At 60.6% G+C, this 14,386-nt stretch carries 15 protein-coding genes; 7 read left to right on the plus strand and 8 right to left on the minus strand.

The genetic code is table 11. From position 1 onward, the window contains the following. The first annotated feature begins 9 nt into the window (after positions 1–9). Positions 10–1,134, plus strand: a complete 1,125-nt coding sequence (locus tag AX768_RS23285; RefSeq protein ID WP_062002516.1) for an alkene reductase — start codon at positions 10–12, stop codon at positions 1,132–1,134. A gap of 479 nt (positions 1,135–1,613) precedes the next feature. After that, complete coding sequence (locus tag AX768_RS33865; RefSeq protein ID WP_086381676.1) at positions 1,614–1,856, plus strand: hypothetical protein; 243 nt, start codon at positions 1,614–1,616, stop codon at positions 1,854–1,856. Positions 1,857–1,867: 11 nt separating this feature from the next. Here AX768_RS33865 and AX768_RS34510 read toward each other — a convergent pair whose 3' ends face one another. Continuing rightward, positions 1,868–2,314 (minus strand): FmdB family zinc ribbon protein, encoded by a 447-nt coding sequence (locus AX768_RS34510; RefSeq protein WP_439823417.1) that lies wholly within the window; start codon positions 2,312–2,314, stop codon positions 1,868–1,870. On the opposite strand from AX768_RS34510, the gene AX768_RS23290 reads away from it, so the two are divergent. Continuing rightward, a complete protein-coding gene (locus AX768_RS23290) occupies positions 2,235–2,603 on the plus strand; it encodes a hypothetical protein (protein WP_144022113.1) in 369 nt (122 codons plus the stop codon). The two genes, AX768_RS34510 and AX768_RS23290, sit on opposite strands and share 80 nt — an antisense overlap. A 30-nt stretch (positions 2,604–2,633) precedes the next feature. Here the strand turns inward: AX768_RS23290 and AX768_RS23295 are convergent, their stop codons facing one another. Next, a complete protein-coding gene (locus tag AX768_RS23295) occupies positions 2,634–3,818 on the minus strand; it encodes a fumarylacetoacetate hydrolase family protein (protein ID WP_062002518.1) in 1,185 nt (394 codons plus the stop codon). A gap of 115 nt (positions 3,819–3,933) precedes the next feature. Here AX768_RS23295 and AX768_RS23300 point away from each other — a divergent pair, with 115 nt between their 5' ends. Together AX768_RS23300 and AX768_RS23305 are read left to right on the plus strand one after the other, a co-directional pair. Next, positions 3,934–4,704, plus strand: coding sequence for an IclR family transcriptional regulator (locus tag AX768_RS23300; protein WP_062002519.1), 771 nt, complete (start codon positions 3,934–3,936; stop codon positions 4,702–4,704). 134 nt (positions 4,705–4,838) lie between these two features. Next, positions 4,839–5,783: a hypothetical protein gene (locus AX768_RS23305; RefSeq protein WP_062002520.1), complete on the plus strand. Its 945-nt coding sequence runs from the start codon at positions 4,839–4,841 to the stop codon at positions 5,781–5,783. Between the two features lie 10 nt (positions 5,784–5,793). Here the strand turns inward: AX768_RS23305 and AX768_RS23310 are convergent, their stop codons facing one another. The 4 genes from AX768_RS23310 to AX768_RS23325 all read right to left on the minus strand — a co-directional run bounded on the left by AX768_RS23310 (position 5,794) and on the right by AX768_RS23325 (position 10,709). Then, on the minus strand, positions 5,794–6,735 hold the full coding sequence (locus AX768_RS23310) for a LysR family transcriptional regulator (RefSeq protein ID WP_062003613.1): 942 nt from the start codon (positions 6,733–6,735) through the stop codon (positions 5,794–5,796). Positions 6,736–6,826: 91 nt separating this feature from the next. Next, positions 6,827–7,873 (minus strand): porin, encoded by a 1,047-nt coding sequence (locus tag AX768_RS23315; RefSeq protein ID WP_062003614.1) that lies wholly within the window; start codon positions 7,871–7,873, stop codon positions 6,827–6,829. A gap of 134 nt (positions 7,874–8,007) precedes the next feature. After that, complete coding sequence (gene guaD / locus AX768_RS23320; RefSeq protein ID WP_062002521.1) at positions 8,008–9,354, minus strand: guanine deaminase; 1,347 nt, start codon at positions 9,352–9,354, stop codon at positions 8,008–8,010. A 71-nt stretch (positions 9,355–9,425) separates the two neighbouring features. Next, positions 9,426–10,709, minus strand: a complete 1,284-nt coding sequence (locus tag AX768_RS23325) for an MFS transporter (RefSeq protein WP_062002522.1) — start codon at positions 10,707–10,709, stop codon at positions 9,426–9,428. 97 nt (positions 10,710–10,806) lie between these two features. On the opposite strand from AX768_RS23325, the gene AX768_RS34125 reads away from it, so the two are divergent. Beyond that, positions 10,807–10,941: a hypothetical protein gene (locus AX768_RS34125; RefSeq protein WP_256701203.1), complete on the plus strand. Its 135-nt coding sequence runs from the start codon at positions 10,807–10,809 to the stop codon at positions 10,939–10,941. 259 nt (positions 10,942–11,200) lie between these two features. Here AX768_RS34125 and AX768_RS23330 read toward each other — a convergent pair whose 3' ends face one another. Together AX768_RS23330 and AX768_RS23335 are read right to left on the minus strand one after the other, a co-directional pair. Further along, positions 11,201–12,328, minus strand: a complete 1,128-nt coding sequence (locus AX768_RS23330; RefSeq protein WP_442857279.1) for a pyridoxal-phosphate-dependent aminotransferase family protein — start codon at positions 12,326–12,328, stop codon at positions 11,201–11,203. Positions 12,329–12,499: 171 nt separating this feature from the next. Continuing rightward, positions 12,500–12,814, minus strand: a complete 315-nt coding sequence (locus tag AX768_RS23335; protein WP_062172291.1) for a DUF2917 domain-containing protein — start codon at positions 12,812–12,814, stop codon at positions 12,500–12,502. Positions 12,815–12,959: 145 nt separating this feature from the next. Between AX768_RS23335 and AX768_RS23340 the strand changes: the two genes are divergently transcribed. Continuing rightward, positions 12,960–14,384 (plus strand): aminotransferase-like domain-containing protein, encoded by a 1,425-nt coding sequence (locus AX768_RS23340; protein ID WP_062002525.1) that lies wholly within the window; start codon positions 12,960–12,962, stop codon positions 14,382–14,384. Positions 14,385–14,386 lie beyond the last annotated feature (2 nt).

The raw sequence follows: 14,386 nt of genomic DNA on the forward strand, positions 1-14,386 counted from the left end.
AGGAATAGCATGACGAAAGAAACCAGCAATGCCGCTATCGACGACTATCTCTTCGAACCCGTTCAACTGGGGCCGCTCTCGCTGCCCAACCGCATTGTGATGGCTCCTCTCACTCGCAGTCGCGCGAAAGAGGGCGATGTACCGAGTGAACTTGCCATCGAATACTATTCGCAGCGCGCGTCGGCCGGTTTGATCATTGCCGAAGCGACTCAGATCTCGCCGCAAGGCAAAGGTTATGTTTTCACACCGGGCATCTACAACGACGAACAGGTTAAAGCCTGGAGGCGCATCACTGATGCGGTTCACGACAAAGGTGGCCGGATGTACCTCCAACTGTGGCACGTCGGACGTATTTCGCATCCTTCCATCCAGCCGGATAATGCATTGCCGGTCGCACCCTCAGCGGTAAAACCCGAGGGGCAGGCTTTCACCAACGACGGTTTCGTGCCGCTCGTCACACCGCGTGCGCTGGAAACGTCAGAACTGCCGGGTATTGTCGAGCAATATCGAACAGCCGCGCAGAATGCGAAGACAGCAGGTTTTGACGGAGTGGAGATTCACGCCGCCAACGGCTATCTGCTCGACCAGTTCTTGCGCGACAAGACAAATCGACGCACCGACCAGTATGGCGGTTCGATCGAGAACCGGGCCAGGCTCCTGCTTGAAGTGGCTGACGCCGTGGTCGGTGTGTGGGGTGGCGACAGGGTCGGTGTGCGAATCTCTCCACTAAGCAGCTTTGGCGATATCTCGGATACCAATCCAGAGCCGCTTTACACCTATGTCGTTGAAAAGATCAACGCGCTGAAGCTGGCTTATCTCCATGTCATAGAGGGTGAAACCGGCGGTACTCGCGACGTTCCAGGTGCATTTGACCTGCAAGTATTGCGTCGGGCTTTCGATGGCTTGTTCATGGCCAACAATGGTTATGACAAGGCGCTCGCACAATCGACATTGGCCACAAAACGTGCCGACCTTATCGCGTTCGGTCGTCCGTACATTTCGAACCCGGATCTTGTCGAACGCCTGAAGGCAGGCGCCGCGCTCACCGAGCCGGATCAGGCCACCATGTATGGAGGCGATGCGAAAGGATATATCGACTATCCGTCAATGAGTGACGAAGCGGCTGTCCGGTAAAAGGCAAGTGCTGCGGTCGCATCTGGACTGTGGCTAGGATTCCTTCACTTGTGCTGACACGCCGCTTCCGAAACCACGCAATTGCCGCTCGTTCACTGTCGACGTACAACGGCGACGAGCGAGCGGCGTTTTTGTATGAGGCACAGGCGTTCCGGTGCGCGTTGCGCGACCGGCAGCCTCATACGGACCTCGTCCAGGATAAGCTGCTCGGTTTTCTGCCGCTTCGACAACATCTAAAAAGCAGACACTGTTCGACGCGCGCATTCCGACAATGCAATGTACGAAAGCCACTGAATGTGATCATTCTTATCGGACGCTTCCATCCGTTAAAGAAAGCAGAATGCAAGATCGGGAGTGCTTTTCATATATTGCTTTCCAAGCGCAAACGTAGCGACATCCATTTGAATCGGAGCCGCTGAGTACGTCTCGAAACTACTTGGCAACCCTGTCCAAGACGAAATAGAACGGACGGAGGGCGCATGCAATTTGAATATCGCGGGTTCAACATCGAGTGTGCCGCCGTGCCCGGTGATGGCAACTATGCCGGGAGCGTGTCGATATGGCGCGTATCGAATGGTGGCGACGATCCTTTCAATTCGTGCACTTTGAAGCCATTTCCGACGCCTTTGCAAGCGATCAACTACGCACGCGTGTGGGCTGAGATATGGTGCGATTCTCAACTCGACACGGCCCGTCCTGCTGCGATCTTAAGAAGACGATGAGGCTCACGACCTTACCGGCAACACGCGCACCCACCCATGTGCCGCATCCCGTACCCCCCGCCAGGCTCGGGCGTCTCGCCTGACAACGACGGCGCACCGACCATTACTCGCTGCGCGGTCATCCCACACTGAGGGCAAGCGGTCGCGTCATTGCGCTCAGCAATACGTCGAGCGGTTTCGAACTGGCCGCATTCCGGGCATTCGTAATCGTAAACTGGCATGGTGTTGAGCGTAAGGCGACGGTTCACACGAGACATCTGCTTCAGGTGCTTAGGGTAACGCCTCCGAGGAATCCGCGGAAGTGACGAAAGCCGGCGCCGGGTAGTGGAATGTGACTTGCTGTTTGTATTGACCACGGCAAACGGACAGGAACGCATCATGACCCAGACAGAACGCGAGAAGAATAGCGGCAAGCCGTTAGGCGACAGTGGTTCAGGCGCAAGCGGGGGTGGATCCATCGGCAACTTGCCGGGTGGCGCCGCAACGGGCGCTGATGCTCATCAGGGCGTACGTCAGCCCGACGCACCGTTGCACGAGCCCGATGCAAGAGTGGATACGCCCGATACTGAAGGGACTGATGCCGCACAGCGCCCTGCAACACCGACGGAAGGCAACGATTACGCCCAGGCCGAAAAGGCGAAAGGCGCATCGTCAGGCGGGGACGACTCGGCGAACAGCACACGACCGCAGACGGCGACGGAAGCTGCGTTACCCTCGACTATCGATAAAAACCCGCGCCCTTCGTAGTAAGGCGCGTGCTGGCAACTTGTCCAAGCCTCATTTCTGGTCCAGCGCGATCCCCCGTGCTGCCAGATTCGTATACAGCGCCCGGACGCCGAACGTCCACGGCGTGATCTCTTCCGAGCGGCGCACGGTGTTCACCAGCGCACCGAGTGCGGGCGCCGAGATTGTCACGGCGTCGCCCATGTGGTGAGTAAAACCGCTGCCCGGGGTGTCGCGATCCTTGATCGGCGAGAACATCGTGCCGAGGAACAGCATCAAACCGTCCGGATACTGATGATGCGCCCCGATCGTCTGCTCGACGAGGTCGGCGGGGTCGCGGCTGATTTCGCTCATATGGCTGATGCCATCGAGCGTGAAACCGTCGTCGGCGCCTTCGATCCGCAGCGAGACGCTGGCCTGGCGGACGGAATCGAGTGTGAACTGGCCGTCGAAGAGGCGAATGAACGGACCGATCGCGCATGACCCGTTGTTGTCCTTCGCCTTGCCGAGCAGAAGTGCGCTGCGGCCTTCGATGTCGCGCAGGTTCACATCGTTACCGAGCGTCGCGCCGACGATCTTCCCTGCGCTGTTCACGGCCAGCACGATCTCCGGCTCGGGGTTGTTCCACATCGACGTCCGATAAAGCCCGATATCCGCGCCAAGTCCGACAGAGGACATCGGCTGCGATTTGGAAAACACCTCGGCGTCCGGCCCAATGCCGACTTCCATGTATTGCGACCACGCGCCGCGGCGCTCGAGTTCCGCTTTCAGCTTTTCCGCGCTTTCCGAACCCGGCACTATCTTCGAAAGATCTGCGCCGATCAGCGTGTTGATGGTCTCGCGCACTTCCTTGGCCTTGCTGGCGTCGCCGCCGGCCTGCTCCTCGATTACGCGTTCGAGCAGACTGACCGCGAAGGTCACGCCGCATGCTTTCACGGCCTGCACGTCGCACGGCGCGAGCAATTTGACGCCCGTGGAGTGCGGATCGAAGCTCGCGCGCACGATGTCCTCGATCGAACCCAGGGATTCACCTTCGGCATTGCGGACGATATCGAGTGCATCGGTACGTTCGAACAGATCGGCCGTAGTCGGCGCGATATGCGTGATGTCGATGACCTGGCCATTGCGAACGCAGACCACCGATGGGCCATTGACAGGCGCCGGGCGCCACACGCGTCCAATGAGCACTGCACGGTCGAGATCGTCAGGAAGGCATGCGGAAGGGGAAATCGAGGCCATGAATAGGTGTCCGGGCTGGTGGAAATCAGGGCCTTGATCGTATTATCGGGGTATCGAGTTGTCCATTATGTTGTAGATAATTCCAACCTGTTGGACACACAATCCGCCCCATCAGATGAAAAACGATACCGCCGAACGCGTCTACGAAGTGCCCGCGCTACGACGCGCCAACGACGTGCTCGAGGTCCTCGCCAACGCGCGCACCCCCGTGCGAGCGTCCGCGCTGCACGAGGCCACGGGTTTATCGCGCAGCACCTTGTATTTGCTGCTGGACTCGCTCGAGCGCCAGTTCTGGATCGAGAAGCGGGGCGATGGCTACATCATCGGCGTGAAGCTGTTCGAGTTGGGGAGCGCCTTCGTTCGCCACGATGGCTTTCAGGCGGCGTTCCGGTCGCAGGCGGCGGCGTTCGTTGCGACGCACAACGAAGTCGTGCAACTCGCCACGCTCGATGGCCGCGACGTGGTGTATATCGCGCGGGAAGATTCACGCCGGGCGGTACGGCTGGTATCGGATCTCGGGTCGCGGCTGCCGGCGCATTCGTGCGCGCTTGGCAAGGCCTTGCTGGCGACGCTGCCCGATGACCAACTGCTCCAGCTCCTGCCCGACAGGCTCACGGCCGCCACGCCGCGCACCATCACGCGACGCGCCACCTTGCTGCGTGAACTTGCGCGGGTCCGGGAGACGGGGCTTGCGAGCGAATGCGAAGAAGCGGCGGCAGGGCTCACCTGTTTCGCGGCGTACGTAGGGGAGACGCCGCACGGCAAGCGGCTCGCTGTCAGCACGAGTGTGCCGACGGGGCGCATGGATGCCCGGCGCGAGAAACGCATCTGCGTCGCGATCGCGCGTATGGCGCAGCAGATTGGGGCCAAATGCGCAGAAGCCTGAGCGGTCCCAGGACCGTCGCGTCTTCCATACCCCCTTTTACGCAAAGGTGATTTCGATGCAAGGCGCTTCTGCGCCGGCCATCCCTTCCTTAAAGTGGCGTTACCCCATTGAACGCCACTCGCAAGGAGCTCACGATGTTGAACAAGACATCCCCCGCCACGCTCGCCGAAGCATCGCCCGCGACCGATGACGCGCAGTACTTCGAATACACGTCGTCAGCGAATCCTGTTGGCGCAAAGCTCATCTCGCGTGTGCCGTTCCGCAACTTCTCGCCTGCGCTTTATGCGGATGGCGAGACCCGCATCGTGCCGCTCGACTTGTCCGCTGAGCTGAACTGCCCGAGCCCCGCGACGGGTCCAAGCCTCAGCGCGAACTTCGTGCGCATCAACGCCCGCGATGAACTCAAGCTCGCGCCGACGGCGACATCGCTGGTGTGGTACGTGATCAGCGGCGCCGGACATGTCATGCAAGGTGCGGTGGATTTCCCTTTCGCACAGGGCGACTTCTTCACGCTGCCGGGCGGCGAATCCGCGAGTCTTCGTTCCGACATCACCGCCACGCTCTACTACGTGAACGATGCGCCCCTGCTGACCTATCTCGGCGTGACGTCGGTGCAGCCACGTTTCGCCGCGACGCTTTATCCGGCGGCGCGGGCGCAGGCTGAGTTGAAGAAGGTCCGGGAGGACGCGAACGCCGCCCGGCGCAACCGCATCAGTGTGCTGCTCGGCAACGTCAATTTCCCGCAGACGAGGACGGTGACTCACACCCTCTGGGCGATGTTCGGCGTCGTGACGCCCAATTCGGAGCAGAAGCCGCACCGGCATCAATCGATTGCACTTGATTTCATCGCGGGATGTCAGGCGGGTTGTTATACGCTGGTCGGCACCGAGCTGGACGAGAACGGCGGGATTTCAAACCCGACGCGGGTGGATTGGAAGCCTGGGATGGAGTTCGTCACGCCGCCGGGATACTGGCATGCGCATTTCAACGAATCCGATGGCGACGCCTACGTGATTCCGATCCAGGACGCCGGTTTGCAAACCTACTTGCGCACGCTCGATATCCGCTTTGCGCATTAAGGCGCATCGTTCAGACGTCAAGACCGTCGTCCCAGTACGGCGGCTCGCCGGTCACTTCGGCGAGAAAATCGACAAACGCACGAACTTTCGACGATACGATTTTCTTCGGCGGATAAACCGCCCAGATCGCCGGTTCGGCACGCGCGGTGCGTGCTTCCCAATCGCCGAGCACATGGATGAGGCGCTCATCGCGTAGCGCTGTTCCGACAAGCCACGTGGGCAGCAACGCCACGCCGCAACCCGCAAGCGCGAGTTGCAGCACGGCCTCCGAATCGTCGCCGCGAAAACGCCCCTTCAACTCCACGAGCGTGTGCTTCGGCTTTTCGGGCGCGTCCTTGCGCTTCATGAAAAACCATCGGTCATCGGGTTGCAGCGCGAGCCGCAGCGATTCGTGATGCGCAAGATCATCGGGTTCGGCGGGCGTGCCGTTGCGTTCGAAATACCCCGGACTCGCGCATACGATCCGGCGGTGCGGCGCGAGCCGACGCGCCATCAACAGCGAATCGGGCAACGCGCCGATCCGCACCGCGACATCGACGCCCCCTTCTATCATGTTCAGCGTCTCGTCGGTCACGACGATATCGACGCCAATATCCGGATAGCGCTTCATGAACGCCGGCAAATGCGGCACCACATGCCGATGCCCGAACGCCACGGGCATGGTGATGCGCAGCACGCCTTGCGGCGTCTGGTTCAGCGATGACGTCAGCTCGCGGGCGTCATCGAGTGCCTGCAGCGCAAGAAGCGCATGTTCGCGAAACACGCGGCCGCCTTCAGTGAGCACGAGCCCGCGGGTGGACCGGTTGAACAGGGCGATGCCCAGATCCTTTTCCAGCTCGCTCACATAACGCGAAACGGTCGATGTCTTGACGCCCATTTCAAGCGCCGTCTTGCTGAAGCTTTGCCGTTCGGCTGCATGAACGAACGCGCGTACCGCTGCGAAATAATCCATGAGTTTGTGCGTTTGCCCGTCGCGTTTCCTGAGAAACGCCAAGACTAAAGCAAAAACCCGTGGTGGATTTTATATCGGTACGCGCAGGGGCCTAGAACTTCGCCCGGACGCCGGCGCCGAAGGTCTCGACCGTCGATTGACTGGTGATACGGTCGCTCATGTAGGCGGCGTAGAGATCAGTGCGTTTGGAGAGCGGATAGTCGTAGCCGAGTGCCCAGGTTTGCCGCGTCTGGTCGAGGCCGCCTGCGTCGCGCGAATAGGCGTAGGAGGCCATCACGGTGCCGGGGCCGAGAGGCACGGTCACGCCGCCTTGCGCCGTGTTGATATGGAAGTTGCCGGTGCGTACGGTGTTATCCGTGTACATGTATTGACCGAAAAGCTTGACCACACGCAGGTCGTAGGACACGCCGAGCTGCGCCACGGCCTGGCTCTGCATGCCGGAAACAAGCGAACTCAGGTCGTCGGGCTGCGTGTTGAAATTCACGTATTGATAGACGCCCGTTGCCGCGAACTGACCGCTGAGATACAGGAACTGCGCGCTCAGCTTGTGCTGGCCGTTTTCGCCGGCCTTGTCGCCGAATGCGTACATGGCTGTCCCGCTCAGACCGTGATAATCCGGCGTCGAATATGAAATTGCATTGTCCCAGCCGGAGTCGCCGACCACGCCCTGGTCGGTCGTGTAGGCGGGGAAGGTGCCAAGGCCGAGGTACACGTGATAGACCATCGGCGAGAACGTGTAAGAGTCGGCGAAGGGATTGAAAAGTATCGTCGATACAAACAGCGACGTGGTCAGCCGCCCCGCGGTCAAGGTTCCATAGGGCGACTGGACGCCGACGTAGGCATCGCGCGAGAAGAACGAGTCGCCCTGGAAGCGGCCATATGCGCCGTTCTGCGGCCGGAAGAAATCTTCGAGCGCGAAGATCGCCTTGTATCCGCCGCCGAGGTCTTCCGCACCCTTCAAGCCCCAATACGATGTCGACATCCCGCCGCCGCCCAGCGTCCACGCACGATCGCCACCGGGATATTTCTGCGCGCCCACCCAGGCGTCCACTTGCCCGTAAAGCTGGACGCTCGACTGGGCGCTGGCGCCGCCGCTGCACAGCATCCCGGTCGCCAGCAAGGACGCAAGCGCCGCGATTCCCTTTGAATTAAAACCGAAGCAGTTCTTCACGCGTTCCTCCGACAGTAAAATGCAGGCGAACGAACGCGGATCGCACTGCGCAGTGCGGATCGGCCGTTCCAACCTGCGTGAAATTGGAAGTGGTGCCCGGATCACGCAGCCAGCGGGTAACGGAATCCATCGCCTGACGGACTGCGCTCGTAGACCTGTTCGCCCGCTACGTATGTGGCCTTGATCGCGCGGTCATCGCCGAGCGTCATCAGCACGAAAAGCTGCTCCACGATGTCCTTGCAATAGCCCGAGCGGAACGACATCAGCGGCGTCGCCTTGCGATCGAGGATCACGAGGTCGGCCTCATAACCCTTGGCAACGGTGCCGATCCTGTCCTGCAGGTACAGCGCTTCCGCCCCGCCGCGCGTGGCGAGATAAAACGCCTGGATCGCATTGAGCTTCGTCTGGTTCATCTGCGCGACCTTGTAGGCTTCGTTGAGCGATTGCAGTTGCGAGAAGCTCGTGCCTGCGCCCACGTCCGTGCCGAGGCCGACGCGTACAGGGCGCTTCGGGTTCTTGGCATCGAAGACACGGAAGAGGCCGCTGCCGAGGAAGAAATTCGATGTCGGGCAGTGCGCCAGCGCCGCGCCGGTCTGGTGGCACGTGCACAGGTCGTCCTCGGTGAGGTGGATGCCGTGGCCGTAGATCGAGCGGGGTCCGACTATGCCGGCGTGCGCGTAGACATCGAGATAGCTCCGGCGCTCGGGGAACAGCGCCATGACCCAGGCGATTTCATCGACGTTTTCGCATAGATGCGTTTGCACGTAAGCGTCGGGCGTTTCCTTGAGCAAGGTGCCGCAGACGTCGAGCTGCGCGTCCGTGCTCGTGGGCGCGAAGCGCGGCGTGATGCAATACAACTGGCGTCCGCGCTTGTGCCACTTCGCGATCAGGTCGGAGCTCATGGAGTACGCGAGTTCGGCGGTATCGAGCAGCGCCGGCGGCGCGTTGCGATCCATCAGCACCTTGCCCGCGACCATGCGTGTGTTGAAACGCGACGACTCTTCGAAAAATGCATCGACCGAACCCGGATGCACCGTGCAATAAACGGCGGCCGTCGTGGTGCCCGAGCGCAGGAGTTCGCGCAAGAACACCTTGGCGACCATGTCGGCGTGATTTTTATCGGCGAAATTCTGCTCGGCGACGAACGTGTACGTGTTGAGCCATTCCAGCAACTGCTCACCATACGCACCGATCATCTCGGTTTGCGGATAGTGAATGTGGGTGTCGATAAACCCTGCCGAAATGATCGCGTCCGGATAGTGCTGAACCTGAGTTCCCGCGGGCAGGCGAGGCGTTACTTCGGAGGCGGGGCCGACATCGACGATCTGACCCTGGTCGATGACGACCATGGCATCGGGTATATGAACGAGGCATTGCTCGGGCGACTGGAGAAACGGATCGCCGCTGAAGGTCACCACGTCGGCGCGCAAGGCTTTTAGTGCGGTCATGTCGAGTTCCTGGGAAGTGCGCCGGCCGCGAGGCCGGCTTTCGTATCGGAGAAGGGATCGGCAGAAGAAGGTCAGCGGCGCCGTGCCGGATGCGATTCCTTCATGATCAGCGCGAGCACAAAGGACGCGATCAACGAATAGGTGATCGGCGTCGCCGCGTATTCCGCGATGGCCAGCGTGTGATCGGTCAGTCCCGCAGCCATGCCGGACACCACTCTCGAGCCGGGCGCCGCAATCATGATGCCGCCCGCAATGAACGCCAGGCCGTTCACAAACGCCGCCGACGTACCGATCAATTGCGGCGGGACCACGTCCGCGGCGCTGCTGAAGCAGAGCATGTGCGCGGCGTTTGCAAAACCGAACAGGAAGTTGAGCGCCATCGCAACAGGAATCGAGATGGACGGCAGGTACAGCAACGCGCCCGCGCACGCGAGTTGAACCGCAATGCCGATCACGATGGGCATCTTGCGCCGCTCGATCTTGTCGGAGAGTGCCGGAATGACGAGGCAGCCTGCGGCGAGCCCGAGCCACAACAACGACGAACTGAATGCTGCCGTGGCAGGGGAAGCGCCGCGCGTCTCCATGAGCATGGGTGTCCAGACTACGCCCGCTGCAAGCATGCTGCCGAACAACGCAGCGCAGATGAGCGCCGAAATCCAGACGTGCGGCACCTTGGCGACCTGGAAAAGCGCATCGAGCACTGAGTGGATGAACGCGCTCGCGCCCCCCGCGCCCGTCGATTCGACAGGCGTCGGGTTTTTCAGAAAGAGGAATGCGAGCACCGACAACACCACGCCTGCCACACCCACGAAATTGAACAGCTCGCGCCACGGCATTTCGCTCAGGCCCCACTGCAGCGCGTTGACCGAAAACGCCGATGAGAGCGACGCGCAAAACTGCACCAGCCCGAACATGAAGTTGAAGCGGCCCATGCCGAACCATTGGCCGCCTATGTACCCCGCGCCCACAAAGCCGGTACAGGCGCCCACGGCCATCACGAACTGCGAGACGAGCAGCGTGCCGTAACTCCCCGCGTTGGCGAACAGGAACACGCCGGCCGTGACCAGCACGACGGATATGGGCAGGACCTTGTGCGCACCCAGCCGGTCCAGCAACGCGCCGCCGAAGAACTGGCAGACGGCGAAAACCCATGTGTAGACCGCCGCGATGGACGCGACTTGCTCCACAGTCAGCGACGCGCTTTTCTTCACCTCGGGATTGACGATCGAATATCCCGTTTGAACGCTGAAGAGATAAATGACGAAGGCCACGGACAGCGCCCAGATCCACCAGGCCCGGGGACCGCCAAGCTGAAACGTTGCGACTGGTGTGTGTTTCGATGAAACCGTGTTCATGGACTTTCTCCAGGCGAGTGCAACTCCGCGATCGGTTGATCGCAACTTAAAAATAATTAATAGATATTCCGGAGCTTCACGCCGATCGAGGCGCTGAATGAATCGCGAAGACGGTATTGATTACGAGTTTTTCATGAATGAAATCAGATGCGATACGTTGCGGCTTGTTGAACGGTTCGCCCTGCGGTGGATGCACGCATCCGCCCGTGCGGTGCGTGTGCAGTCACGTTGAGAGCGGTTGGGAATTCGCCTAACTTAACAACTGGCCCGTGCTTCTTCAAGCTTTTAATTTGAACGTTGACGGGAAGCGATTAAATGGCCCAGTCCATTTTAATTATGAGATGACCGGATTCATATCAAGAGCGCCGGATTGTTTTAAGAGGAAATAAATCGACGCGATAAAACCGGAAATCAATGTTTTAGTTTCATCGCGAGAAAAACAAAAAGCCCGCATATAGCGGGCCTTGATTGAAATCAGGAAAACGGATGCTTCAGGCCGCCGATAACGACCGTTCCAACGCGGCAACCCCGGACGGCAAATCGACCGGAACGCCGAGATCGACCATCGTGCGGCCGAGCGCGTGGATGGTGCGAAACAGATGATGCTCACGGCATTGTTCGCCCATCTGCCCGATCCGCACGATTGGCGCACCGAACGATCCTGCAATCTCCACATGATGCTTGCGCGAGATGTGCGCGCAAATATCCGCGCCCGTGACGCCCTTTGGCACTTCTATGCCGACGACCGAATTCAAGCGGCTTTCCTTCTGCACATAGAGCTTCAGGGACAGCGCCTCGACGCCAGCTTGCAATGCCGTCGAACAGCGCAGATGTCGCGCGAAACGCCGTTCCAGCGTCTCGGCGCACACAAGGCGCAACGCTTCATGCAGCGCAAGCACGCCCGAAACCGGCGCCGTGTAGTGATAAGACGCGTTATGCCAGAAGTTCGCCGCAAGCGATGCGTCGAAGCACCAGTGCGTGTGCGGCACCGGTCGTGACGTAATGCGGTCCCACGCCTTTTCGGAGAACGCGAGCAGCGACACGCCCGGAATGGACGACAGTCCTTTCTGACCGCCCGTGATCACCGCATCGATACCCCACGCGTCCATTGGCAGGGGCATGGTGCTGAGCGTACAAACGGCATCGACCACGACCAGCGCGCCCGCGGCGCTCGCCACCGCCGCGATGGATTCGAGGCTCCGGTTCCAGACGGTGTTCGATGTTTCACCGTGAACGATGGTCACGACTTCCGGCCGGAAGCGCTCGATCGCTTCGGCGACTTTCGTGGTATCGGCGGCGGTTCCCTCGCTGACCTTCAACGTTTCCACGACCGCACCCGTGCGCCGCGCCATCTCGGCCATGCGCTCGCTGAAAAAGCCGTTGCAGATGCTGAGCACGCGCGAATCCTTCCACGCCAGGTTCGTGATCGCCATTTCCATCGCGCCCGATCCCGGACCCGCCACGCCCATCACCCATTTCGATTCCGTCTGGAACACGTAGCGCGCCATGGTCTTCACCTGGCCGATGACCGCCGCCATGGTCGAGCCGAGGTGGTTGATCACCACGCCATTGGCCTTCGCGACGGCATCGGGGATCGGCACCGGGCCGGCGCCCATCATGAGGAGCGGCTCTTCGGGAAGTATCGATGAAAGCGGCAGCACCGTAGGGCAAGCCACGCCGAAGGCGTAAGATGTGCCCGAAGCGTCAAAGGAGTTGAAGGACGGAATTCGATCGTTCATTTTGTTTTATCTGCATTCGTTGAATGGCAGGGCTGGCCGGCCCCGCGCCATTCACATTGCTCGCGTCCTGCGCTGACCCATACGCGCCAGCATCCAGTAAAGCGGCAAAGCGAAACGGCGCATGCTCGAAAATACCGGCGCCGACGCCAGCATGAAGCGGCTGTCCGGCTCCGATGCGCTGATCCACACCTTCGATCGCGGCGCGAGCTCGAGTGTATCGCCTGCGCGCAGCCACCAGTCGGCAGTGTCACCTTCAATGGTAAGCCACACTGTTCCCCGGCACACAGTCAGGGTATGAGGGCGGTCGATCAGCCAGCAGGCTGGCGCTTCGCTGGGTTGCTGCTCCAAAGTCCGGATTTCACGCATGATGCTCTCCCATCCTGGCCGCTCACAGAGAGACGGCCTCTTGACTCCATTATTTATTTAAACTCCAATCTTGGAAATGTACAGTCGCGAACAGTTGTGCCGCACTGTTCAGTGATTTTGCCTGCACACTTTTTGAGATGACACGATGAACCCCGGTATCGACCTCGCGATCAATACAAGCAGCGGCATTCCGATGACTGACCAGCTCGTGTCGGGCATCACGAACCTGATCCGCACGCGCCAGTTGCTGTCGGGCGCGAAGCTGCCGTCCATCCGCGCGCTGGCGGAGAGCCAGCAAATCAGCCGCTTTCCGGTGATCGAGGCGTATGACCGGCTTTCCTCGCTGGGAATGATCGTGCCGAAGCACGGTTCCGGATTTTTTGTCGCCAATCAAATGGGCGGTGACGACGCGGGCGGCGGTTCGGATCCGCGCCTGGCCGAAGAGGAATCGAACCAGATCCTCCAGCAATTCAACTATCCCGGCGAGACACTGAAACTCAGCAGCGGCTTCGTGCCCGAAGCGTGGCGCGATCTGGAAGGCATCATGCAGACCGCGCGGCAGGTCATGCGCATGGACCCGGCAAGCGTGATCGACTATGCAATGCCGCATGGCGATGCAAACCTGCGTCATCAGATTCAGATGCGCCTGGCGCACGTCGGGGTCGAGGCCGACGTGTCCAACATCATCGTCACGAGCGGGGCAAGCCAGGGACTCGACCTGATCGTGCGGTTCATGCTGAAGTCGGGCGATACCGTGCTGGTCGAAGATCCCGGGTATTACAACCTGTTCGGTTTGCTCAAGCTTCAGGGCGTGAGGATTGTCGGCGTGCCCCGATTGGCGACGGGACCCGATGTCGATTTCGCCGAGCATCTGCTGAAGACGATCAAGCCGAAGCTGTTTTTCATCAACACGGTGTTCCATAACCCGACCGCGACCAACGTCGCGCCGCAAGTCGCATTCAAGTTGCTGCAGCTCGCGCAGCAGCACGACTTCACCATCGTGGAAGACGATATCTATGCCGACTTCCAGGCAACGCCGACACAACGGCTGGCATCGCTCGACCAGCTCGATCACGTGATTTATCTCGGCGGCTTGTCGAAGACATTGTCATCGTCGCTGCGCATCGGGTATCTGGCTGCGAAGCGCGAACTCGTGAAGGATCTCGTCGATGTCAAAGTGCTCACGAGCCTGGGCGGATCGCGTTTCAGCGAATGCGTGGTGGCGGCGCTGCTCGAGCGCGGGACGTACCGGAAGTATCTCGAGCGGTTGCGCAGAAGGGTGCGCGACGCGTTATCGACGGCCGTGCAGCGGATCGAGGAACACGGCTGGGAAGTCTTCGATGAACCCACCGGCGGCAATTTCATCTGGGCACGCGTGCCGCATATCGACGATTCCATGGTGCTGGTCGAGCAGGCGCTCAAGTTCGGGATCACGCTCGCGCCGGGGAGTTACTATCGGCCGAACGGGGAGTCGTCGGCGTGGGTGCGCATCAACACAGCCCACGCCGATGACCCGCGCGCGCTCAGGTTTTTCGAGCACATGGCGGGCTTTCGGATCAACGGCGGATGAGG

Source organism: Burkholderia sp. PAMC 28687 (assembly GCF_001577465.1).
Taxonomy (GTDB): domain Bacteria; phylum Pseudomonadota; class Gammaproteobacteria; order Burkholderiales; family Burkholderiaceae; genus Caballeronia.

Excerpts from the sequence above, each read along its gene's own strand:
- AX768_RS34510 (WP_439823417.1), bottom strand. The coding sequence starts at position 2,314 with ATGGATCCACCCCCGCTTGCGCCTGAACCACTGTCGCCTAACGGCTTG.
- AX768_RS23340 (WP_062002525.1), top strand. The coding sequence starts at position 12,960 with ATGAACCCCGGTATCGACCTCGCGATCAATACAAGCAGCGGCATTCCG.
- guaD (WP_062002521.1), bottom strand. The coding sequence starts at position 9,354 with ATGACCGCACTAAAAGCCTTGCGCGCCGACGTGGTGACCTTCAGCGGC.
- AX768_RS23300 (WP_062002519.1), top strand. The coding sequence starts at position 3,934 with ATGAAAAACGATACCGCCGAACGCGTCTACGAAGTGCCCGCGCTACGA.
- AX768_RS23310 (WP_062003613.1), bottom strand. The coding sequence starts at position 6,735 with ATGGATTATTTCGCAGCGGTACGCGCGTTCGTTCATGCAGCCGAACGG.
- AX768_RS23295 (WP_062002518.1), bottom strand. The coding sequence starts at position 3,818 with ATGGCCTCGATTTCCCCTTCCGCATGCCTTCCTGACGATCTCGACCGT.
- AX768_RS33865 (WP_086381676.1), top strand. The coding sequence starts at position 1,614 with ATGCAATTTGAATATCGCGGGTTCAACATCGAGTGTGCCGCCGTGCCC.
- AX768_RS23330 (WP_442857279.1), bottom strand. The coding sequence starts at position 12,328 with ATGATGGGCGCCGGCCCGGTGCCGATCCCCGATGCCGTCGCGAAGGCC.
- AX768_RS23305 (WP_062002520.1), top strand. The coding sequence starts at position 4,839 with ATGTTGAACAAGACATCCCCCGCCACGCTCGCCGAAGCATCGCCCGCG.
- AX768_RS23290 (WP_144022113.1), top strand. The coding sequence starts at position 2,235 with ATGACCCAGACAGAACGCGAGAAGAATAGCGGCAAGCCGTTAGGCGAC.
- AX768_RS23325 (WP_062002522.1), bottom strand. The coding sequence starts at position 10,709 with ATGAACACGGTTTCATCGAAACACACACCAGTCGCAACGTTTCAGCTT.
- AX768_RS34125 (WP_256701203.1), top strand. The coding sequence starts at position 10,807 with ATGAATCGCGAAGACGGTATTGATTACGAGTTTTTCATGAATGAAATC.
- AX768_RS23335 (WP_062172291.1), bottom strand. The coding sequence starts at position 12,814 with ATGCGTGAAATCCGGACTTTGGAGCAGCAACCCAGCGAAGCGCCAGCC.
- AX768_RS23285 (WP_062002516.1), top strand. The coding sequence starts at position 10 with ATGACGAAAGAAACCAGCAATGCCGCTATCGACGACTATCTCTTCGAA.